Here is a 22529-nt window from a genome sequence, read left to right on the forward strand (position 1 = left end):
AAACGAGGTGTTAGAAAACATGGAAAAGTTAACGAAACGCCAGCAAGACATTCTCGACTTTATTAAGCTAAAAGTACAAGAAAAAGGATATCCACCTTCCGTACGTGAAATTGGTCAAGCAGTCGGCCTCGCTTCTAGTTCTACAGTGCACGGACATTTATCACGATTAGAAGAAAAAGGATACATTCGACGCGATCCAACAAAACCACGTGCAATTGAAATTTTAGGTGAAGACCGAATGGATACGGAAACACAATCTGTTATTCAAGTTCCAATTGTCGGAAAAGTCACTGCTGGTTTACCAATTACAGCGGTCGAAAGCGTAGAAGAACATTTCCCACTTCCAGCTAGTATTGTTGCTGGAGCAGACCAAGTGTTCATGTTACGTATTTCTGGAGATAGTATGATTGAAGCTGGTATTTTCGATGGAGATTTAGTTGTTGTTCGCCAACAGCAGTCTGCATATAATGGTGAAATTGTAGTCGCTTTAACAGAGGATAACGAAGCAACAGTTAAACGTTTCTATAAAGAAAAAGACCATTTCCGTCTACAACCAGAAAACTCTTCATTAGAACCTATCATTTTAAAACAAGTGTCAGTTATCGGGAAAGTAATTGGCGTATATCGTGATTTACATTAAAAATAAAAAAAAGAAGATAATTACCTTATTTATATACGGTAATTATCTTCTTTTTGTATTTTGATAGATTTCCATGCATTCTATTTCTTATTAACGAGTTTCAATCGTCACATCTCCCGCAGCCGTTTTACCGCTAATCTTTTTACTGCCATTTCCAATTGTTACATTTTTATTTTCTTCATTAAAAATTGTTACATCTCCAGCAGCACTTTGCCCAGTAATTACCGCATCTTGTGGTTTTTCCGATAAAGTAATATCTATATCTCCCGCAGTTGAACTTGCTTCTAGATTATACTTAGAATCATGATCTTGAATATTTATTTCCCCACTTGTTGTTTTTGCGGTCACTTTCCCTAATACCTTCTTAAAGTTCACCTCACCAGCTTTTGTCGATCCCTCCACATTCTTAGCCGTTACTTGTTTCAACTCTACTTCTCCAGCAAGTGTTCTAACACTTACGCTATCACTTTTCACATCACTCATTTCGATTTGTCCAGCAGATGAATTTACTTTTACATCTTGGTAAGAGCGTTCGGGCACAAGGAGAGTCAATTTAGACGTTTGAAACCTAAAATCGTAAAAAGAAAAATCAAATGAAGCACCTTTTTCTCTTTCCCCAATAATTTTTAATGTGTCACCATCTTCTGCGATACGAATCTCTTGTTTACGTACATCTCCCGATTGCTTTACATAAAAAGAAGAGTCAGGAGATTTTTGGACAATAATATCCCCGGCATCTAACTTAACTTCTATATTTTTTAATGTTTCGTTTTTAATTACATTTTCTTTATCGCCTTTTTCAGCAGTTTGTACTGCTTTTTCATATGTTTGGGAAATTCCTATTACTCCAATAATGATACAAGCGATAGCGATTAAAAATAGTTTTTTCATCATTTACTCTCCTTTTATCATTTTGAAGTTCCATATTACATATCGTACACACAATCTCTTAAACCACTTTGTACTATAAAAAGCGATAATACATAACAATAAACCTACCCCAACAAACGTTATACTAACGAAAAGATCCAACCATATAAAAGTACCCATAAATACTTTTCCAATAATGAAAAATGGTGTTACTACACTAGCAATACCACCGATCCAAAAAGAAAATATAAAAGCAATAATTGCGACTAACGGGCCTAACACAATAATAAAATTAAACAAACTAAGTCCAATCGCTGCCATAACAGCTCTTGTCACATTTGAAGTCGATGGATTTTTTTTCATTTCATCGAAGCGATACATCGCAAGTAATTCTTTCGCGATTACTTTCGGAGAACCAAGGCTCTGTATTATTTCCGATTCAGTTTTCCCCTCTTCTAGTCCAAACTGAAAGTGCTCTTCATAATCCAATAAAATATCTTGCCTCTCTTCCTCTGGTAACTTTCTAAGATAACTTGATAATTCTTTAAGAAACCCTTCTTTACTCATCCCATTCCACCCCTTCAATAATTTCTTGTACCCCTTTCGCAAAATCACGCCATTCTGTTACTAACAAATGAAATTGCGTCTCCCCTTGCTCTGTTAATTGATAATATTTACGAGGTGGCCCTTCCGTAGATTCCTTTAAATACGTTTGAAAATACCCTTCTTTCGTCAAACGACGTAATAAAGGGTATACTGACCCTTCCGATATTAAAAATTTATTAGAAATTTGCTGAACAAGTTCATAACCGTAACTATCTTTACGTTTTACAAGTGCTAATACACAAAGTTCAAGCACACCTTTTTTAAACTGAACGTTCAAGTGCCATCCTCCTTTCCTATCTTAGTACTGTTCAATACACGGTACCTGTTTTATCCATAATATACCACTTGGTATTATTTATTGCAAGGTACTGTATTTTTCATTTTTATATTTAGCACTATTCACACTCACAACATCAAACGTCGAGCAAAACATACAATACAATTATTCTATATATGTTCACAGCTACCACGCATATTAAACACTTGTTCAACCACCTCTTCCTGAACTGCAAAATGATTAAACCTTTTACATTAAATTAAAAATATACGGTACCACCTCAAATAATCTCTTTGATTTTTTCAGACATTTCACAAGCGCCTCTTTTGCCCGCGAAAAGAAAAGTCCGGATACCATAGTATCAAAGCTTTTCTTTTCGTATAGGGACATATACCGACCGCGTTCCCATCGGTGAACTTATGTATGGAATATATCCTCTGAATTTAACAAGTTTTAAATTGCGCTAAAAATCCAAAATAAGTGGGAGCAAGTTTAAAGGTGGTGGATCCAGTTTTACTTCTACAAAATTGGCCTTTAAAATGGATTATCGATATACAAAAAGCACCAAATAAACACTTAAAATAGAGGTATTTAAATACTAATGCATGCTAAAAATATTACTGAATTAAAAAACAAATAAATAATATTATTAACATCTTGGAAAGAATGATTGATGATATAAATAAACATTACAAAGCAGCTGTCGTTATATTAGAAACTAAAGAACTTTCTTTACTATCCAGACTAGATTTCAAGATTTTTGATAGCGTTTGAGCACATCTCGACTCTTGTAGTTATTATGATAATCCTATATTAGGTGAAATGTGTAAGGTAGAACAGTCTCTTCAGTCTATATTAAATAGAAATAAATAATATTAGCCCATCCTCAAAATAGAATCGATATATAGGAGTACAAACTCATTGGTACATAGACAAATTGATTGAACTTTGAAAATAGAAAAATCAATTGATTTAGAACTCATAGAAATTACGAATATAATAAATAAAAAAAGACCACCTATTACAGGCGGTCTTTTTTTATTTCACATATATATAAATTTCATTTGCTGTTAAATAGTATGTTTTCCCTTTGCTGTTGTGTACTTTATATTGTGGAGATCCATTTACACTTACTTTAGCATCAATAGTGAATCCTAATCCTATATTTACAGTACCAGCAACATCTTTATCCTGCCAAGATAGGGATTCATAGAATCGTAGATTGTCCACTTTGGAAATAACCTTTTTACCAACTAATGTAGAAGCATCCATCCCCTTGTAACGGATATATGAGGAATCATAATAAATCCACTGATTACTTCCAATATCTAACCAATCTCCTACCTTCTTACCTACTTTATATGTCTCACCCTTTTGTAGTTTACGAATGACTTTGTTCTTAGCTGATGGTCCAGAACGCAAGTTTACATTGTATCCCTCAATATTTCCAACACCATTCGCCTCCACTATGCTAGGTAAATCATTTGACTCTTGTGGTTTAGCATCAACCGCAACTGAATCACTGTTATAGACATTTAACACATCCGCTCGAAATTTAGCCTCAGATACACCATGACTACGAAGATAATCAAGAGGGTCCTCATGATCTGTTCCACCTAATTTATAGGTAACATCCTTATGTGTCCATAGGCCCTTAGAAGGATGAATATTTCGTTCTCGCAAGATTTCTCCAATTAACTTTACATATCGCTCATAAGAACGTTTGAATTTGGATGAATCACTTGTCTCACACAATTCAACATGAACAAATCTAGTATTTGCTGCTGGACCTGCCCCCCATGCACGATATTTAATAGATGCTATTTGAATCTTTTCTTCCCAATCAACTGCATAATGAACAAATGCCGAACGCCATGTACGAGACTCATATTTTTGAATATTAATTGCTGGCGCCTCAGGGGTAGCTGTAGAATGTGCCACAACACCTTCAAAAGCACCAACACCATAACGGAAAGGTTGCTTAGGCAATTCAGGAATAAGTAGCGTTCTATCAGCAAATGCATTGGTTTCAATTGTTACTATTAAAATCATAGTAACAAATATGGATAAAATATATTTGCATTTCTTTTTCATTGCTTATTGTCATCCTTTTTCATAATTTTCGTATGATCAAATAATCCACTTGCTGATAATCCGATAATTATTCCTTGAAATATATTCATTTTGGTATCTTGAGACAAAAATAAAACGCCTAACGTAATGCCAAGCGTCAAATTAAATACTGGGATATATTTTGTTTGCAGTCCAGTTGTTTTTGCAATTTGTGAAATTCCTACAACAACCCCAATCATTGCCGTAATTTCAATCATTACATACCTCCCCCTTTCAAAAAGAAGGTAAGAGCAACTCCAATTATTCCACCGATAATAAGGCGTAAGATCCAAGTTGTATTAGCACTGATTTTATCTAATTGCTTATTGATATTAATAATATCTTTTTCATTACCTGTCGTCCGCATTTCTAAACTTCTAATCTCTAATCGTATATCCTTAATATCTTGCCTTATTTCCTGAACATTACTTTGCACCTCTTGTAAACCATCCATATTTCCACCTCTTTCCCACTTCTTATTTAATTTAAAATTAAAAATCCTATATTACATATGCTTGGCTTTGCGTTTCATTATTGAGTTCCTTCTTTTTTATCTGTCTCATCTATATGTCCCTCAATAGAGCCCGCACCATCAACTTTTGTAGGAATTTTTACTGTGTTTAATTCGTTTGTGATTTCACTTTTTTTCGTTAATATTTCTATGGATTTGTTAAACTCTTCATTTGTCTGTTGCATTTTAGTCACTGTTTTATCTATTTCACCTTTTGTATTTTTCACAGTAATTATGATTGTAGAACCTCTCTAAGATTCCTTGTAATTTCATGGTATTGCCCCATACTTTTTTAGTACTTTTCACCCTTGGCAAAGCTAGATATAATTTGCTCCTCTAAAATTTCGAATCATTTTTTCTTTGGTAACTTGACTAAGTGCTTTGTAATATCTTTACATAGAATAGTCACAGCGTTTATGCAGCAGCCTTTAAACAAATTAGTCACTAAACTACTCCTTTCATTCTCGAATCGAGACACGAAAACAACTTAGTTCAGTACACACCGCCATTTTTCTTCCTCTGTCATGCCCAGATTCCAAAATAAAGAGCCACTCATATGAGTGACTCTAAACCTTTCATCGAATGTCTAAAATATCAAAATGTTCTTCAGGTGCCCAACTATTTCTACCAACATCAATCCATCCTTCTTTACGAGCATAAATCATGATAGGCGCTTTTGAAGAAATTCTACCTTTATATGGACCATCAATACCATCGTAATAATTTACTCCCCATCCTTCTGGATACTTTGATACTGCTTTGAAAGGCCAGTAATTATAATGTTCAGCCTTTACCCAACGACTTCTACCTAAATCTAACCAAACATCACCATCTGCTCCCCAGTAGGCACCCCAATATAATACTTCCGCTGCTGTTGTAAAACGTCCTTGAAAAGAGCCGTGTGGTTTATCATGATAGTTAACACCAAACCCTTCTGGATACTTTGATTTGGCAAATCCAATACCCTCTGGTTGCGGCACACCGTTTCCGCCACCTTTGCCCAAGTAGTCTAACGGGTTCACAGCATCACTCTTACTAACATTCCAGCGTCCTTTATGCAATTCAAAATGTAAGTGTTGGCCACTGGCCTGCCCCGTTTCTCCCATTACTCCAATTGTTTGTCCCTGTATAACGTAATCGCCTTCTTTAACCGTTCGAGAACCACTACGCATATGAGCGTATACAGTTTCCCATGTAACTCCATCAATAGTATGCACAATCATAATACATTCACCATAACTGGATGAAAGATAAGAACGACTAACTTGTCCGCTAGCCGCTGCATAAATCGGATGATAACCCGATTCAGCAAGGTCTACCCCATGGTGATCTGGTCTGTCACCCCTAAAACCACTTGTTACTCTTGTTGTATCCGTTGGATAAATAAATTTTGCCATATTAATCTTCCTTTCTATTTTTACAAAATATAAAAAAGGTACTTAAATGAGCACCTTCGTTCACTGTCTATATTTATTATTTTTCTAATATATTATAGTTTTTCAAATCTAAAGATGAACAGAATGAAAAGCTCTCCGCCGTTACCTAACATCAAAATGTTCTTCTTTTAACCACGCACCATTTCCAATATCAAATCAACCATCTTGTCGTGCATAAACCCTATATGGAACAAATCCATCTACATTACCTGTATAATTCCTATTAGGACCATCATATGTGTTAATACCATAAACTACTGGATATTTTGAATAAGCAATGAATCATTGTTCAACTAATTTTACTACCCTTTTATCGAATATCTAAAATATCAAAATGTTCTTCTGGCGCCCAACTATTTCTACCAACATCAATCCATCCTTCTTTACGAGCATAAATCATGACAGGCGCTTTTGAAGAAATTCTACCTTTATATGGACCATCAATACCATCGTAATAATTTACTCCCCATCCTTCTGGATACTTTGATACTGCTTTGAAAGGCCAGTAATTATAATGTTCAGCCTTTACCCAACGACTTCTACCTAAATCTAACCAAACATCACCATCTGCTCCCCAGTAGGCACCCCAATATAATACTTCCGCTGCTGTTGTAAAACGTCCTTGAAAAGAGCCATGTGGTTTATCATGATAGTTAACACCAAATCCCTCTGGATACTTTGATTTGGCAAATCCAATACCCTCTGGTTGCGGCACACCACCACCAGTTCCTCCATCAAAATCTACATATTGTTTAACAATTTCAGAGTAGAAGAAATTCCCCCCGTTTTTATATCGATAACCACCATTGTAGGCAACAGCGATAGGGTTACTATATTTCACCATAGCACCGGTCGTATTTCCAAGTGATGGCGCAACAACCGTTTTAGAATACAGATCTGCCACCGGTAATGAATGCTGTTTATTGTTAGATGCTAACCAGCGAAGGTAAGCTCGTCCAAAATTATATGATTGAACAATGGCACTTAAATCTGTAATTCCATTTTTCTTCGCATCATCAAAAGCACCCTTTAAATGCTTCACTCCGTAATAAATTGAATCTTTCGGGTTTTTAATTGTATTCATTGCCCACCCTTGTGATTCACTGGATTGCATAATATCAGGTGTCGTTTCAGAATTCCCTCCACTTTCCACCATAATAATTCCAAGCACGTAAGGAACTAACTCAGGTACACCTTGTGCAGAACATTCGCTTTCTACCATTGATTGCCAACGTAACACCTGTTGTGGCAAATTCTTTGTTTTGACTGAAGCAGCTAATAAACTCATCATTAAACATCTCCTTATTTTTCTATTATTTTCGCCTGTAAAACTACTACTTTACTAAATATAACTAGAAGCTAAAGACCTATTAATCCATCAAATCACTTCATATTACTCACCTTCTTTCACATCAAAAAGAGCAACCATAAAAATAGTTGCCCTTTCGTCGAAATCTTATATTACTACTATAAATCACTTTTTCAATACTTTCTGTACACTGCATGTATCCTACAAAAAGGTAACACTAAAATCCATCTAAAAACTTGACAATCTTCCTTATTTCAGCATGTTTTCGGCGTATATAGCCTGTACTATAATGTAATTCAAACGCAATTTGCTCTAAAGTCATTCCATCAACATATTTCATTTTAAGTATTTGATGATCCAGTCCTGTAAACTTATTAATCAAAAGCTTTAAATCATACTCCTCATTCATTTTATGAGCTAATTCATATTCAATTGCTTCAATCCGCCCTTCTACCTTAGCCCCTTCCGATTCAGCCGTTAATCGTACATTTTGCAAATCACCGCTAATCCAACGCTTCAATTCGGCTTTTGATTTATCTAAGTTGTATTCTAAATAAGCAATTTCTTCTTCTAACTTCTTATAATCTTTGAGCCATTCGAACACTTACTGATTCACCCACTTCCGTTCTTTTTACAAAGTCTCTTAATACTAATTTAATAGCATGAATATGCTTATTAGCCTTTTCAATCTTTATTGCTTGTAAATCATCTAGCATTTTTTCTTATGACCTATATTTATTTAACACTTCTTGTAATCTCTCACGCTCTTCATCAGTAGACTGCACGGTTTTTCTTTCCTCTTCTAGATTTGTTGATTCATCATCTTTATATAACCAATCGGGTACAATCTCTTTTCTATTTGAATACTTCCTACCTGTCCCGTTATATTTCTTTTTCTTGCTCATTTCGAAACGTCTATCTAGTATAGCCACATCAACTAATGTTTTAACTTCTTGCTCCTTCCAATTCCTCAATATAGCCTTAATGTAGTTCCATCTTGGCGCATTCTCATCAACAGCTTTATTAATTGCATGCTGAATTAACTCCCCACTAAACAAATTACAAAAGCTCCCCAACTCTGCAATTGCAATTTCACTTAACGGAATGCCCATCCCCTTAATAAAGTTACAACTTACTTTAACCCTCTCATTGATGAATACACGAGATTCTAATTGATCCATATCATCATAATCATTATTATTTCGTTTATTAGTATTTAGTCTATTAGTATTTAGTAGTTTCTGATTTTCCTCATATGGCTTTACCACATCTTGGTTTTCCATTTGTGGCATGTCCCTTTGTGGCGTTTCGTAAATTTCCGTATCCCACCTTGCAATTTTTTTCGTATTCCCATCACGAACAGGATAACGTTTTACATAACCTAATTCTTTTAATTCCTTAAAACCTGTACGGAGCGAATCTTCTCCATCCTTAGCATGTCGAGCTAATTCACTAATATGAAAAGTCCAATCGTCTGGTAATGTAAGCGCATAGGCTAAGATTCCTTTCGCTTTCCATGACAACCTTTCATCTTTTAAACCAGTATTATTTATAACGGAATAATTACTATCTTTTTTCACTCGAATAATCCCCATACTAGCCACCTCATAAATTCTCAAAAACGGTATTCAATGTTATACTTATCTAGAGATATTTTTTCTTATAGAATCCGCTGCAACGGATTCTTTTCTTATGCATTCATTCAAAACAATCATGCTATCCATATCTATTTTCTTCTAAACCTCTCTTATTCCTCAAGTTCAACATCCACTTGAATTTCGATATTCATTGGAATTTCTTGTGTTATACGAATCACATTTTGACTCATTCCTTTTTGAATAAGCTTTCTAACCTGCTCTTTTGCATCTTCTTTTGTTTTAAATTCACTGACAGTTGGTAACCCTGCTAAACTGCTAGTAATTACTAAAATCTTTCTTTGCATGTTCTTTCCTCCTACTGAATGTCTGCCATATTTATTTGTGAGTTTTTAACTGTAATTTCTTCATTTAAAACAGTTGGAATTGAATATTCTTCATTAATCATTTGTATTGCTCTATCCAAATGATAACGTTTAATAGCTTTATAACTATTCACACCAAATTCCCGATGTAACTGACTATAAATATCTCTATATAACTTCCTTCTAAGGCCGATATCCTGATAAGAATTTGAATTTTTACCTCCCAATAACATAACACCTAAGCTTTTTACAGCCCTTGTTATCTCTTCACACTCGATAGCATAAAGCGGCGTATTTTCTCGCAAACCCTTCACCTCAGACTTTATCTCTTGTATCTGCTGAGTATGTCCTTCTAACGCAGCAAATGTTAACTTTAAAACCCCCATTGGGTCCTTTGGCACATTTTGTTGATTTTGTATATATTGCTTCATTCGTTTGAACTCTTTCATAAATTTAATTTTCATTCCAACCGCTTCTCTACTGGTATATCCCATAACAAGTAACGTGAATGCTTCTTCTGTTAAATCATATTTAGGGATTCGCCTATTCTTTGAATTAAAATAAGTGGACTCGTGAAAATTTTCTCCTCCAAACTCTTCACCTACATATACAATTTGTTTTCGAATTTCCTTCAAAACGTCGAAGTGATTTTTTTTGAATATCTTCGCAATTACCAAACTATCCGTTACTACTTTGCCATTAACTTCAAATACTAATGAACTATGTACTGATGAGTCAATTAATTGCCCCATCCTCATCTCCTCCTCACTACTAATTTTGGACTATCTTTATTGCATTGAGATAATTTCGCACTACGCATAATTCTTTACTTTCTTTTTACAAATTAACTAGTTATCAGAATTTAAATTAAATACTTTGATATGAACCCTCTTACTAAATCATCATTCAATAATTCGATTATAGGGTTACATTTTAAGTAAATTTCCTCCGATTTCAATTCGCTTCATTTTCTTCAAATTCAAAAAGATATTCCAAACTATGTTCTGGAAAAAAAGTTTTCTTAATTTCAAAAGCTTCATCATAATAAAAACGAAATTTACCATTTATTTTGTCGCTCACTGTTGCGTGGCGAAGTTTCAGATGCGAAGAAATTTGTGTAATCATAATTCTTTTTCTCGCCATCTCTGCACGCAAATTCGGATACATTTACTCACCACCTGTTTTTCGTACGATATTGCGTTCATTTCCATTTAAATATAAACTCAATTTCGTATTTAGTCAACAAAAAAACGTATTTAAATACTCAATTTCGTATTTAGTCAACAAAAAAACGTATTTAAACACTCAATTTCGTATGCTTTTCTATTTACTAACAATTTTAGTTAGGTTATGATATATACAGAAATACGCAATATCGTATACATTTTAATAAGAAAGATGGTGAAAGTAATGAAAAAAGCAGAGGTTGTAACACGCTTAATAAAAGAAGCTGGCTATAGTAAAAGAGCCTTCGCCGAAAAAATAGGTCTCCCCCCCACAACACTGCAATCCATGTTATCAAGAGGGATTGGTAAAGCATCTGTTGATAATGTCATAAAAGTTTGTAAGGGATTAGGAATCACTACTGATGATTTAGAAAGACTCGCAACTCAAGAGGACAATACTGTTAAAGAAGAAGTTTCTATTTATGAAACCATCCAAAACGATCAATCAAACATTATTTACATTCCTATCATTGGTTCTGTAGCAGCCGGTACACCCATACTCGCTGAAGAAAATATCGAAGGCTATTTACCCATGCTAAGTACATTTTTAAACAAGCGTAAAAAGTATTTTTATCTTACTGTAAAAGGCACTAGCATGAATCTCGAATTCCCTGATGGTTCTTATGTTTTAGTAGAGGAAACTCCTTATGTTGAAAACGGACAAATTGCTGTTGTAAAAGTCAATGGTTATGATGCTACCGTGAAAAAGATTTCAAAATCCGGAAGCATCATTACTTTAATACCATTGAGTAATGACCCTATCCACGAACCAAAAACTTACGACCTTTCAGCTGAAGATGTAAAAATAATTGGTCGCGTTGTACAGGCAGTAAAGAATTATTAAGTTTTAGCACAAGTGATTAAAAAAGATAAAATCAATTCTTTTGAAAAGATTTTCTTAGTAACATGATTCAAAATAACCAAAAACAATCCATTATCTAGTAGTTAACATATCCAATAACTTCACTAAAAAAGCCCTGATACCGTAGTATCAAGGCTTTTTCATTTCACAAATTATATAAAACTTACATTTATCTGATAATGTTTTTCTATGATATCACTACTTGTTATTAATTATTGGCTTTTATGTGGCTGTTTTTCATTTTGCAACCACATAAAATTGTAATAATAGGGAATTAAAAAACCCTTGATACGAGTTGTATCAAGGGTTCAAGCCTCTTAGTAAAGAGACATATATTGATCGCGTTCCCATTGGTGAACTTGTGTTCTAAAAATATCCCACTCAATCTCTTTCGCTTCGATGAAGTGCTCAAGTAAGTGTTCTCCTAGTGCACCGCATACTACTTCATTAGATTGTAATGTAACTAATGCTTGCGCTAATGTTGCTGGTAAGTCAACGATACCTGCTTCTTCGCGCTCTTCTTTTGTCATTACATAGATGTTACCTCCTCTACTGCTGCTGGTGGAGTTAATTTGTTTTTAATTCCATCAAGACCTGCAGCTAATAATGTAGCCATTACTAAATATGGGTTTGCAGCTGGGTCAACACTACGTACTTCTACGCGTGTACTAATACCACGAGATGCAGGGATACGTACTAACGGGCTACGGTTTTGTGCAGACCATGCTACGTAACAAGGTGCTTCATATCCAGGTACTAGACGTTTGTATGAGTTTACAGTTGGGTTTGCTATCGCTGTAAATGCTGGTGCATGTTTTAAAATACCTGCGATGAAGTGACGAGCATCATCACTTAATTGTAAGTCACCGTTTGCATCAAAGAATACGTTCTCACCATTTTTAAATAATGATAAGTTACAGTGCATACCTGAACCGTTCACACCGTATAGTGGTTTTGGCATAAACGTTGCGTGTAAACCATGTTTACGAGCAATTGTTTTTACAACAAGTTTGAATGTTTGAATGTCATCACATGAGCGAATTGCATTTGCATATTTAAAGTCAATTTCGTGCTGTCCTGGAGCAACCTCATGGTGAGATGCTTCAATTTCAAATCCCATTTCTTCAAGTTCAAGAACGATATCACGACGACAGTTTTCCCCTAGATCCATCGGCGCAAGGTCGAAGTATCCACCGTTATCGTTTAGTTCTAATGTTGGATTTCCTTTTTCATCCACCTTAAATAGGAAGAATTCTGGCTCTGGTCCAAGATTGAAGTCTGAAAATCCTAAAGCTTCCATTTCTTTTAACACACGTTTTAAGTTGTTACGTGGGTCTCCATCAAATGGAGTGCCATCTGCATTGTAAATATCACAGATTAGTCGAGCTACTTTACCTTTTTCAGCTGTCCAAGGGAAAATTACCCAAGTGTCTAAATCAGGATATAAATACATATCAGACTCTTCAATACGTACGAAACCTTCAATCGAAGATCCATCAAACATCATTTTGTTATCAAGAGCTTTCGTTAATTGTCTCACTGGAATCTCTACGTTTTTAATTACCCCTAAAAGGTCCGTAAATTGTAAACGGATATACTTTACATTCTCTTCTTTCGCCAAACGGAAAATATCTTCTTTTGTGTATCTAGACATTATAAATTCCTCCTTAGTCCCTCTAATCGCCTTCAGAATCAGTTATCTTTAGTGAAAAAATCTTGAAATGTCACCTTGTCGCAATGAAGTTCGATTGAATCTACCTGTATGTTGTAGTTCATCTCGAAGTATTTTGCGAAGCTCAGTTTTTGAAATTTCTTTCGTTTCTTCTTTTACTTTCACTGCTTCTGTTTGATTTTCTTTCATTAGTAACACTTGTTTAATACCAGCCATATTCAGGCCTTGATCTAACAAATCTTTAATTTCTAACAACTTATCTACATCGTTAAATGAAAACAATCTACGATTCCCCTTTGTACGGGTTGGAGAAACAAGATTATGCTCTTCATAGTAGCGAATTTGACGTGCAGACAATTGTGTTAAATCCATAACAATACCAATTGGAAACAGCGGGGCAGAACGTCTATCTTCTTTCATTTTTCAGTTCCTCCTTCGCCTTAACTGCTTCTCATTTTATAACATGTTATGTTTAGTGTCAATAGATGTTAGCTTTTCTTACATGATTTTTTTATAAATTTTTTCATTCTTTTTTCTAATCGCATAAATCGTTACTTTTATACGAAAAAAGCTGCCGATATCGACAGCTCCCCATTAAGAAATTGTTAATAAATTCTTTTCAATCAATTCGTCAATTGCAGAACAAATCGCAATTTTAACATGCGAATACGTTAAGCCACCTTGCACATATGCAACATACGGTGGTCTAATTGGACCATCAGCAGACAATTCAATACTTGCACCTTGAATAAATGTTCCCGCCGCCATGATTACATCATCTTCATAACCTGGCATATAGTTTGCATACGGAGTAAAATGCGAATTAATTGGAGATGCATATTGAATCGCTTGGCAGAAGGCAATCATACGGTCTTTATCATCAAATTGAACAGATTGAATTAAGTCTGTTCTTGGCGCATTCCACGCTGGTGACGTGTTCATTCCTAACTTTTCTAAAAACGCAGCTGTAAAAATTGCACCTTTCAGCGCTTGTCCTGCAACATGTGGCGCTAAGAAGAACCCTTGATACATTTCTTGCAGACTGTATAAAGACGCTCCAGCTTCCGCACCAATTCCCGGAGATGTTAAACGATATGCACACGCTTCAACATACTGTTCTTTCCCGACAATATAACCGCCAGTTTTAACAATTCCGCCGCCCGGGTTTTTAATAAGCGAACCCGCCATTAAATCTGCACCAACATGACATGGCTCTTGCTCTTCAATAAACTCACCATAACAGTTATCTACAAACACAACAACATCAGGTTTAATTTCTTTAACAAACGCGATCATCTCTTTAATTTGAGAAATAGTAAACGATGGACGAGTAGCATAACCTTTCGAACGCTGAATACCGATCATTTTCGTATTACTATGAATCGCTGCTGCAACAGCTTCAAAATCAACAAGCCCACCTTCAGTTAGCGGAACTGCATTGTAACCAATATTATATTCTTTAAATGAACCTACACCTTTCCCACGCACGCCAACGATTTCCTCTAACGTATCATACGGTTTTCCAGTGATGTACAATAACTCATCTCCTGGACGTAAAATACCGAATAACGCTGTAGAAATAGCGTGAGTACCTGAAATAATTTGCGGACGAACAAGTCCAGCTTCCGCTCCAAACACATCAGCATACACTTTTTCTAACGTATCACGGCCAATATCATCATAACCATAACCTGTCGTCGGGATAAAATGCGAGTCACTAATTTTATGTTTACCAAAACTTTCTAATACACGAAACTGATTACTTTCAATTACTTCATCCGCACGTTTATGTACTTCTGTAATCTGACTCTCTACTTCTTTTACGATTGGAGCAATTTTTTCTCCATTTTTCAAACGATCAAACATTTTTATTTTCTCCTTCTTCCACTAAAAATCTCTTTAATTGCACATTAAGCGATGAATGAGTAAAAATATACCCTGCACAATCATATACAAATTTATCTTCCAGAAACTCCATCTTTGCTAATAGCGTTTCCGTCTTTAAAAGCGTTAATAACTTACCTTCACTCGGAGGGATTTCTACTCGATAACGATCCATTTCTTTCTTCATTTTCATTTCTATCGCTTCTTTTATACGCAATACATCACTTTCTTCAAAAGCACTAGTCATTAAGAAATCACTTTTCGGAAACGGAATAAAGTTTTGATGTAATTCATCTTTTTTATTATATAACGTAATAATAGGAATATGATTAATTTCAAGTTCTGATAATAATCGTTTTACTGTTTTTTCATGCCCTATGTAGTTAGGATCCGCAGAATCAACTACATGTAAAATGACATCTGCTTCCCCCGCTTCTTCCAGTGTCGAACGAAAAGCAGCGATTAATGAAGTGGGTAAATCTTGTATAAAACCAACAGTATCGGTTAGTAATACTGTATAACCAGAAGGTAACGGCATCTTCCTCGTCGTTGGGTCTAATGTTGCAAACAGAAGGTTTTCTTCAAACGTATCAGCTTCCGTTAATCTATTAAACAGTGTCGATTTCCCTGCATTTGTATACCCTATTAACGAAACTTGAAATACTTTATTATCTTTTCTTCTCTCACGATATCTTTTTCGATGTTCCACAACAACTGCAAGTTGTTTCTTTATTTCATCAATACGGGATCGAATATGACGACGATCCGTCTCTAATTTCGTCTCACCCGGTCCTCTCGTTCCAATACCACCACCAAGACGCGATAAGGACAATCCTTGCCCCATAAGACGCGGCATTGTATATTGCAACTGAGCTAATTCTACTTGAAGCTTACCTTCCCTCGACTTCGCACGTTGCGCAAAAATATCCAGTATTAGTTGCGTTCGATCAATTACTCTCGCATCTAATACTGAGGATAAATTCCGAATTTGACTCGGCGTTAATTCATTATTAAATACAATAACATCCGGCTCTAATTCTTCAGTTAACATTGTAAGCTCTTCTAATTTCCCTTTACCTATGTAAGTTGCCGGATGAAACTTTGGTCGTTTTTGCGTTGTTGACACTAACAATTCTGCTCGTGCAGTCTTCGCTAGTGATGCAAGCTCTTTCATGGAATGCATAAATTTTTCATCATCATCTTGTGGCAATTGACAGCCTACTAATATGACTTTTTCTTTTTCTTCCATCAAATATGTTCACTCATCCTTTTCGAAATTTAAACCTTCTAATATAATAGCAGAGGAAGCACATTTCATCTAGTTAGCGGGGGAGAAAATTCATGGCATGGGAGATTTTTAGCATCATAGGCACAATCGCTTTCGCACTAAGCGGAGCCATTATTGCAATGGAAGAGGATTATGATATTTTCGGGGTGTATATTTTAGGAATGGCAACCGCATTTGGGGGAGGTGCCCTTCGTAATTTATTAATCGGTTATCCGATTGTCGCGTTTTGGCAACAAGACATGTTATTCCAAATCGCACTTTTATCAATGACTATTATTTTTCTTTTTCCAAATAAGTTAATTAGACATTGGAAAAAGTGGGAAAATATCACTGACGCTATCGGCTTATCAGCATTTGCTGTACAAGGAGCATTATATGCCCAAAAATTAAATTTACCAATTAGCGCCACAATTGTAGCAGCTGTTTTAACTGGTATCGGCGGCGGTATCATTCGCGATCTTTTAGCCCGCAGAAAACCTCTCGTTCTTCGAGCTGAAGTATATGCCTTTTGGACAATTTTAGCAGGTTTCTTAATTGGCGCTCAAATTATTGTTAGCGATTGGGCTCTTTACATTTTATTCATTTTAATTGTTTGCTTCCGCATGGTTTCTATTCATTACAAATGGCATTTACCGCACAGACGTATCGAAACGAAAGAACGTTCAATGCATAAATAGCAATCTAACCTCTTTACATATCGTAAAGAGGTTTTTCTTTTCTAACGATTTTTTCTTTATATAATGTTTATACTAATTTTTAAAGTGAGGTGAATACACATGACAAACCACGTTAATAAAGGAGCTCAAAAAAGCTCAGTAAATCAATTCGGGCACGATCCTAATTCAGCACACGAAAAGAGCGCTAAAATGGAACACTTCCATAAAGCACACCAAGAAAAAGCAAAAAAAGAGTAAACGAACTTATACACAAAATCGACGCACAGTTTATGTACTGTGCGTCTCCTCTTCGAGCATCAAATCCATACTCGATATTCCAATTAAATCATTTTTATCATAGGCATCTTCTTGCAACAACCGCATCGCCTGTGTACGAATTGATTTTTCAACAATATTCCGTACATACCGCCCATTACTAAACGATGTAATTTGCGACGAATACTTTACAGCATGTAAATGATCCCTAAATTTCCATTCAGCCTCTTTCGATAACTGATATTCACGCTCTTCATACATTCTTTTCCCAATTTCCAACAACTGATTTACCGAGTAATCCGCAAATTCAATAATAAATGGAAAACGAGATTGCAGCCCTGGATTTAATGAAAGAAAGTGATTCATCTCTCTTGAATATCCAGCTAAAATCAATACAAAACCATGTTGTTTATCTTCCATATGTTTTACAAGCGTATCAATTGCTTCTTTTCCCAAAGTCCTTCTCTCCTCCTCGAGCTAAAGAATACGCCTCATCAATAAACAAAATACCTCCCATTGCTTTTTTTATTAAGTCTCTTGTTTTTTGGGCTGTATGGCCGATGTACTCTCCTACAAGATCAGCACGTTCAGCTTCAACCAAGTGGCCTTTCGATAGAATATTCATCTCAAACAGCAATTTTCCTATCATTCTAGCAACTGTTGTCTTCCCCTGTACCTGGATTCCCTTTAAACAGCATATGAAGTACTTGCTTCTCTGACTTCAATCCCTTCTCTTGTCTTTTTTTATTCACATAAATCCAAGCATATATTTCTTTTATTATCTTTTTTATATCATCCATCCCAACAAGCTTCCCCATCTCTTCTTCAATTCTCTGCAGCATTTCATGTTTAATTGTAGTTTCATTTGAAATTACCGTTTTATTTTCTGCGGCTGGCAAAGAAATTTTCTTTCGATGGTTTAACACAATATTAATTTGATTATTGTTCTTCTTTCGCATCGATTGTTCCATACAATCACCTCATTTTATCCACTCACCAAATATTATTATTCCTGTCCCCCTTGTAAATGCCTATTTTCAGAAAAGTTTGCTATAATATAAGAAATAATTAAGGTGGTGGGACTATGGAGACAACGGAATTCCATGATACAATACAAGCCTTTTCTATTTTTTTATTGAATAAAGGCCGAAAACCCTCAACTATTAAACGTTATGTTTATGACGTTGAAGACTTCGGACATTGGTTAGAAAAAAACAAAAAGCTCCCTTCCAGTAATATATGGGCTACACTTTGTACAAAAGACTACGAAGATTACTTTTCCGATTTAAAAACGAATCGACATTACTCAGAAAAAACGATGCATCGTGTATTTATTGTACTAAATAGAATGCATCATTTTCTAAACATTCCTAATCCATTGAAAAATATGGAGATATCTATTCAACCAGACCGTACACTTCGTAACGAAGATTTCATTTCACCTGATGAAGAAAAAAGGTTAAAGTATATAGTCACTTCATTAGAAGGACTTTCAGAAAAACAACTTCCTGTGCGCCCCTTATTAATGGATCGCAATATTGCTATTTTAAATCTATTGATTGACTACGGTTTATCCTTACAGGAACTTACAGCATTAACAATGCATCACGTTCACTTTGAAACTAACACATTATCAATCCCAGCAACCGCAGGTGTAGAAAGAACAATTACATTAGCAAAAGAAGACAAAAAACAACTATATAATTATTACAAAAGCATCCCGGAACCAGTTCGTCCCAAATACCATAGTGATGATCCATTATTTGTCGCATTCGATTTTAACCGTGGAACATACAGATGGGTATATGAAAATGATGCACCAAAGGCATTAACGGAAATTGCTATACAAAAAATGATTCGCCTCGAAGTGGCTAGAGCCAATTTACGTAAAGGAATTTCAGGACAACATTTTCGTAACACCTATATTTTAAACTTAATAAAAAAAGAAACTCCTGAATCAGAAATTATAAAACTCGCTGGATTCAAATCAAAAATTTCATTAAAGCGATATTATCAATACGCAGAAAATAGAAAAAACGCCTTATTGTAAGGCGTTTTTTCTATTTTTTCTTTAAACAAACGATTTTACTATGACCATTTAACTAATTTCTGCATCTACTATGATGAGTTTCGTTCACATTTTCGTGAGAAAGGAGAGATTTAATGTCTCGTTATAACGACAATCAAAACAAATTCTCCAAACCATGCTTTCCAAGTAGCGCTGGACGAATACCAAATACTCCATCAATCCCAATTACTAAAGCTCAACTTAGAACATTTCGTGCGATTATTATTGATTTAACAAAAATAATCCCAACACTTTTTGCAAATCCATCTCCCCAAAATATTGAAGATCTAATCGATACATTGAACCTACTAAGTAAATTTATTTGTTCACTAGACGCTACTTCCTCCCTGAAAGCACAAGGGTTAGCTATTATTAAAAACTTAATAACTATATTAAGAAATCCAACCTTTGTAGCAAGCGCTGTATTTATTGAGCTTCAAAATCTCATTAACTATTTACTATACATTACAAAATTATTCCGAATTGACCCTTGCACACTTCAAGAGCTCCTTAAATTAATAGCAGCATTACAAACTGCTCTAGTTAATTCTGCTTCGTTTATTCAAGGGCCTACCGGACCTACTGGACCAGCAGGCGCTACTGGTGCCACTGGACCTCGAGGTAACACGGGCGCTACTGGCGCTACCGGTGCCACTGGACCTCGAGGTAACACGGGCGCTACCGGTGCCACTGGACCTCAAGGTAACACGGGTGCTACTGGCGCTACCGGTGCCACTGGACCTCGAGGTAACACGGGCGCTACCGGCGCTACTGGACCTCAAGGTAACACGGGTGCTACTGGCGCTACCGGTGCCACTGGACCTCGAGGTAACACGGGCGCTACCGGCGCTACTGGACCTCAAGGTAACACGGGTGCTACTGGCGCTACCGGTGCCACTGGACCTCGAGGTAACACGGGCGCTACTGGCGCTACCGGACCTCAAGGTAACACGGGCGCTACTGGCGCTACCGGTGCCACTGGACCTCAAGGTAACACGGGTGCTACCGGTGCCACTGGACCTCAAGGTAACACGGGTGCTACTGGTGCCACTGGACCTCGAGGTAACACGGGCGCTACCGGCGCTACTGGACCTCAAGGTAACACGGGTGCTACTGGCGCTACCGGTGCCACTGGACCTCGAGGTAACACGGGTGCTACTGGCGCTACCGGACCTCAAGGTAACACGGGCGCTACTGGCGCTACCGGTGCCACTGGACCTCAAGGTAACACGGGTGCTACTGGCGCTACCGGTGCCACTGGACCTCAAGGTGCTCAAGGTAACACAGGTGCTACTGGTGCTACCGGCGCTACTGGTGCTACTGGACCTCAAGGTGCTCAAGGTAACACAGGTGCTACCGGTGCCACTGGCGCTACCGGACCTCAAGGTGCTCAAGGTAACACAGGTGCTACTGGTGCCACTGGCGCTACTGGACCTCAAGGTGCTCAAGGTAACACAGGTGCTACTGGTGCCACTGGCGCTACTGGACCTCAAGGTGCTCAAGGTAACACAGGTGCTACTGGCGCTACCGGTGCCACTGGACCTCAAGGTGTTCAAGGTAACACAGGTGCTACTGGCGCTACCGGTGCCACTGGACCTCAAGGTGTTCAAGGTAACACAGGTGCTACTGGTGCCACTGGCGCTACTGGACCTCAAGGTGCTCAAGGTAACACAGGTGCTACTGGTGCCACTGGCGCTACTGGACCTCAAGGTGCTCAAGGTAACACAGGTGCTACTGGTGCCACTGGCGATACTGGACCTCAAGGTGCTCAAGGGCCTGCTGGTGCTACTGGCGCTACCGGACCTCAAGGCGTTCAAGGTAACACAGGTGCTACTGGTGCCACTGGCGCTACTGGACCTCAAGGTGTTCAAGGTAACACGGGTGCTACTGGCGCTACCGGTGCCACTGGACCTCAAGGTGTTCAAGGTAACACAGGTGCTACTGGACCTCAAGGCGTTCAAGGTAACACAGGTGCTACTGGCGCTACCGGTGCCACTGGACCTCAAGGTGTTCAAGGCAACACAGGTGCTACTGGCGCTACTGGACCTCAAGGCGTTCAAGGACCAACGGGTGCTACCGGCGCTACTGGCATAGGAGTTACTGGACCTACTGGACCTTCTGGTGGACCTACCGGACCTACTGGGCCTACTGGACCTAGCTTCCCTATAGCAACAATTGTTGTAACAAACAATATTCAGCAAACAGTACTGCAATTTAATAACTTTATTTTTAGTACTGCAATTAACGTAAACAATATTATCTTCAACGGCACAGATACAGTTACTGTTATTAACGGTGGTATTTATGTAATTAGCGTATCCATTTCTACAACTGCGCCAGGATGCGCTCCACTCGGAGTAGGAATTTCAATTAATGGAGCAGTCGCAACTGATAATTTCTCTTCAAATTTAATAGGCGACTCACTTTCATTTACTACAATCGAAACATTAGCAGCTGGTGCAAGAATTTCTGTTCAATCTACTCTTAATGAGATTACGATCCCTGCGACAGGAAATACTAACATCCGCCTTACTGTATTTAGAATCGCTTAAATTTCATGATATATTGTTTATGACAAATAAAAAAAGAGCGAGGAAACTCGCTCTTTTGTTGTTATGTACAATAATTCATTACTATTCTAATTCAATTGAAACATTTTTTTGTGGTACAAATGTGGAGATTGCATGTTTATAAATAAGCTGCTGCTTACCTTCTGTTTCCAGCAGGACTGTAAAATTATCAAATCCTTTAATTAGTCCACGAAGCTGGAAACCATTTAATAAGTACAGCGTAACAAACGTATTTTCTTTACGGAGTTGATTTAAAAACTGATCTTGAATATTGATTGATTGCTTCATGTCGAATCCTCCTCTTTT

At 36.9% G+C, this 22529-nt stretch carries 25 protein-coding genes and 2 pseudogenes; 6 read left to right on the top strand and 21 right to left on the bottom strand.

The window, feature by feature from the left end:
• The first annotated feature begins 19 nt into the window (after positions 1-19).
• Complete coding sequence (gene lexA, locus BC_RS18395) at positions 20-640, top strand: transcriptional repressor LexA (RefSeq protein ID WP_000413738.1); 621 nt, start codon at positions 20-22, stop codon at positions 638-640.
• 90 nt (positions 641-730) lie between these two features.
• Here the strand turns inward: lexA and BC_RS18400 are convergent, their stop codons facing one another.
• The 15 genes from BC_RS18400 to BC_RS18465 all read right to left on the bottom strand — a co-directional run bounded on the left by BC_RS18400 (position 731) and on the right by BC_RS18465 (position 10888).
• A complete protein-coding gene (locus BC_RS18400; RefSeq protein ID WP_000976237.1) occupies positions 731-1534 on the bottom strand; it encodes a DUF4097 family beta strand repeat-containing protein in 804 nt (267 codons plus the stop codon).
• Positions 1535-2077, bottom strand: coding sequence for a DUF1700 domain-containing protein (locus tag BC_RS18405; protein ID WP_000031387.1), 543 nt, complete (start codon positions 2075-2077; stop codon positions 1535-1537).
• A complete protein-coding gene (locus tag BC_RS18410) occupies positions 2070-2393 on the bottom strand; it encodes a PadR family transcriptional regulator (RefSeq protein ID WP_001102628.1) in 324 nt (107 codons plus the stop codon). The genes BC_RS18405 and BC_RS18410 overlap by 8 nt, the downstream gene beginning before the upstream one ends.
• A 1038-nt stretch (positions 2394-3431) precedes the next feature.
• Positions 3432-4487, bottom strand: a complete 1056-nt coding sequence (locus BC_RS18415) for an N-acetylmuramoyl-L-alanine amidase (RefSeq protein ID WP_000725954.1) — start codon at positions 4485-4487, stop codon at positions 3432-3434.
• Positions 4484-4723 carry a holin gene (locus BC_RS18420; protein WP_000570187.1) on the bottom strand — a complete coding sequence of 80 codons (240 nt, stop codon included), beginning with the start codon at positions 4721-4723 and terminating at the stop codon, positions 4484-4486. The genes BC_RS18415 and BC_RS18420 overlap by 4 nt, the downstream gene beginning before the upstream one ends.
• Positions 4723-4959 carry a hemolysin XhlA family protein gene (locus BC_RS18425; RefSeq protein WP_000348875.1) on the bottom strand — a complete coding sequence of 79 codons (237 nt, stop codon included), beginning with the start codon at positions 4957-4959 and terminating at the stop codon, positions 4723-4725. The genes BC_RS18420 and BC_RS18425 overlap by 1 nt, the downstream gene beginning before the upstream one ends.
• A 77-nt stretch (positions 4960-5036) precedes the next feature.
• The gene (locus BC_RS18430; RefSeq protein ID WP_002026207.1) at positions 5037-5243 is read right to left on the bottom strand and encodes a hypothetical protein; all 207 of its coding nucleotides are present in this window, start codon (positions 5241-5243) and stop codon (positions 5037-5039) included.
• A gap of 348 nt (positions 5244-5591) precedes the next feature.
• Complete coding sequence (locus BC_RS18435; RefSeq protein ID WP_001051360.1) at positions 5592-6413, bottom strand: M23 family metallopeptidase; 822 nt, start codon at positions 6411-6413, stop codon at positions 5592-5594.
• Between the two features lie 349 nt (positions 6414-6762).
• Positions 6763-7740 carry a lysozyme family protein gene (locus BC_RS18440; protein ID WP_025921790.1) on the bottom strand — a complete coding sequence of 326 codons (978 nt, stop codon included), beginning with the start codon at positions 7738-7740 and terminating at the stop codon, positions 6763-6765.
• Between the two features lie 238 nt (positions 7741-7978).
• Positions 7979-8365 carry a DUF1492 domain-containing protein gene (locus BC_RS18445; RefSeq protein ID WP_000464425.1) on the bottom strand — a complete coding sequence of 129 codons (387 nt, stop codon included), beginning with the start codon at positions 8363-8365 and terminating at the stop codon, positions 7979-7981.
• Complete coding sequence (locus tag BC_RS27725) at positions 8340-8477, bottom strand: hypothetical protein (RefSeq protein WP_000883316.1); 138 nt, start codon at positions 8475-8477, stop codon at positions 8340-8342. The genes BC_RS18445 and BC_RS27725 overlap by 26 nt, the downstream gene beginning before the upstream one ends.
• Before the next feature lie 6 nt (positions 8478-8483).
• On the bottom strand, positions 8484-9356 hold the full coding sequence (locus tag BC_RS18450) for a DnaD domain protein (RefSeq protein WP_000511415.1): 873 nt from the start codon (positions 9354-9356) through the stop codon (positions 8484-8486).
• 152 nt (positions 9357-9508) lie between these two features.
• Positions 9509-9703 carry a hypothetical protein gene (locus BC_RS18455; RefSeq protein WP_001189065.1) on the bottom strand — a complete coding sequence of 65 codons (195 nt, stop codon included), beginning with the start codon at positions 9701-9703 and terminating at the stop codon, positions 9509-9511.
• 11 nt (positions 9704-9714) lie between these two features.
• Positions 9715-10473 (bottom strand): phage regulatory protein, encoded by a 759-nt coding sequence (locus BC_RS18460; protein ID WP_000531223.1) that lies wholly within the window; start codon positions 10471-10473, stop codon positions 9715-9717.
• A gap of 202 nt (positions 10474-10675) precedes the next feature.
• Positions 10676-10888 carry a hypothetical protein gene (locus tag BC_RS18465; RefSeq protein ID WP_000283431.1) on the bottom strand — a complete coding sequence of 71 codons (213 nt, stop codon included), beginning with the start codon at positions 10886-10888 and terminating at the stop codon, positions 10676-10678.
• A gap of 243 nt (positions 10889-11131) precedes the next feature.
• Between BC_RS18465 and BC_RS18470 the strand changes: the two genes are divergently transcribed.
• A complete protein-coding gene (locus BC_RS18470; RefSeq protein ID WP_011110319.1) occupies positions 11132-11791 on the top strand; it encodes a LexA family protein in 660 nt (219 codons plus the stop codon).
• 335 nt (positions 11792-12126) lie between these two features.
• Here the strand turns inward: BC_RS18470 and glnA are convergent.
• The 4 genes and pseudogenes from glnA to hflX all read right to left on the bottom strand — a co-directional run bounded on the left by glnA (position 12127) and on the right by hflX (position 16614).
• Positions 12127-13463 (bottom strand): annotated as a pseudogene (gene glnA / locus BC_RS18475) (type I glutamate--ammonia ligase).
• 48 nt (positions 13464-13511) lie between these two features.
• Complete coding sequence (gene glnR, locus BC_RS18480) at positions 13512-13901, bottom strand: transcriptional repressor GlnR (RefSeq protein ID WP_000656783.1); 390 nt, start codon at positions 13899-13901, stop codon at positions 13512-13514.
• A gap of 174 nt (positions 13902-14075) precedes the next feature.
• A complete protein-coding gene (locus tag BC_RS18485; protein ID WP_000460286.1) occupies positions 14076-15347 on the bottom strand; it encodes an aminotransferase class I/II-fold pyridoxal phosphate-dependent enzyme in 1272 nt (423 codons plus the stop codon).
• Positions 15340-16614 carry a GTPase HflX gene (gene hflX / locus BC_RS18490; protein WP_000391393.1) on the bottom strand — a complete coding sequence of 425 codons (1275 nt, stop codon included), beginning with the start codon at positions 16612-16614 and terminating at the stop codon, positions 15340-15342. The genes BC_RS18485 and hflX overlap by 8 nt, the downstream gene beginning before the upstream one ends.
• A 92-nt stretch (positions 16615-16706) precedes the next feature.
• Between hflX and BC_RS18495 the strand changes: the two genes are divergently transcribed.
• Both BC_RS18495 and BC_RS27730 read left to right on the top strand, forming a co-directional pair.
• Positions 16707-17330 (top strand): trimeric intracellular cation channel family protein, encoded by a 624-nt coding sequence (locus tag BC_RS18495; RefSeq protein ID WP_000312258.1) that lies wholly within the window; start codon positions 16707-16709, stop codon positions 17328-17330.
• Between the two features lie 99 nt (positions 17331-17429).
• Positions 17430-17567 (top strand): hypothetical protein, encoded by a 138-nt coding sequence (locus tag BC_RS27730; protein ID WP_000181500.1) that lies wholly within the window; start codon positions 17430-17432, stop codon positions 17565-17567.
• A gap of 30 nt (positions 17568-17597) precedes the next feature.
• Here the strand turns inward: BC_RS27730 and spoVK are convergent.
• A pseudogene (gene spoVK / locus BC_RS18500) lies at positions 17598-18556 on the bottom strand (stage V sporulation protein K).
• Positions 18557-18669: 113 nt separating this feature from the next.
• Between spoVK and BC_RS18505 the strand changes: the two are divergent.
• Both BC_RS18505 and BC_RS18510 read left to right on the top strand, forming a co-directional pair.
• Entirely contained in the window at positions 18670-19635 is a 966-nt protein-coding gene (locus BC_RS18505) for a tyrosine-type recombinase/integrase (protein ID WP_000450326.1), read from the top strand.
• Positions 19636-19748: 113 nt separating this feature from the next.
• Complete coding sequence (locus BC_RS18510) at positions 19749-22205, top strand: Gly-Xaa-Xaa repeat protein (protein WP_000092667.1); 2457 nt, start codon at positions 19749-19751, stop codon at positions 22203-22205.
• A gap of 81 nt (positions 22206-22286) precedes the next feature.
• On the opposite strand, the gene hfq is transcribed toward BC_RS18510, so the two are convergent.
• The gene (hfq, locus tag BC_RS18515; protein WP_000813896.1) at positions 22287-22511 is read right to left on the bottom strand and encodes an RNA chaperone Hfq; all 225 of its coding nucleotides are present in this window, start codon (positions 22509-22511) and stop codon (positions 22287-22289) included.
• Between the last annotated feature and the right edge of the window lie 18 nt (positions 22512-22529).

Source organism: Bacillus cereus ATCC 14579 (assembly GCF_000007825.1).
Lineage (GTDB): Bacteria > Bacillota > Bacilli > Bacillales > Bacillaceae_G > Bacillus_A > Bacillus_A cereus.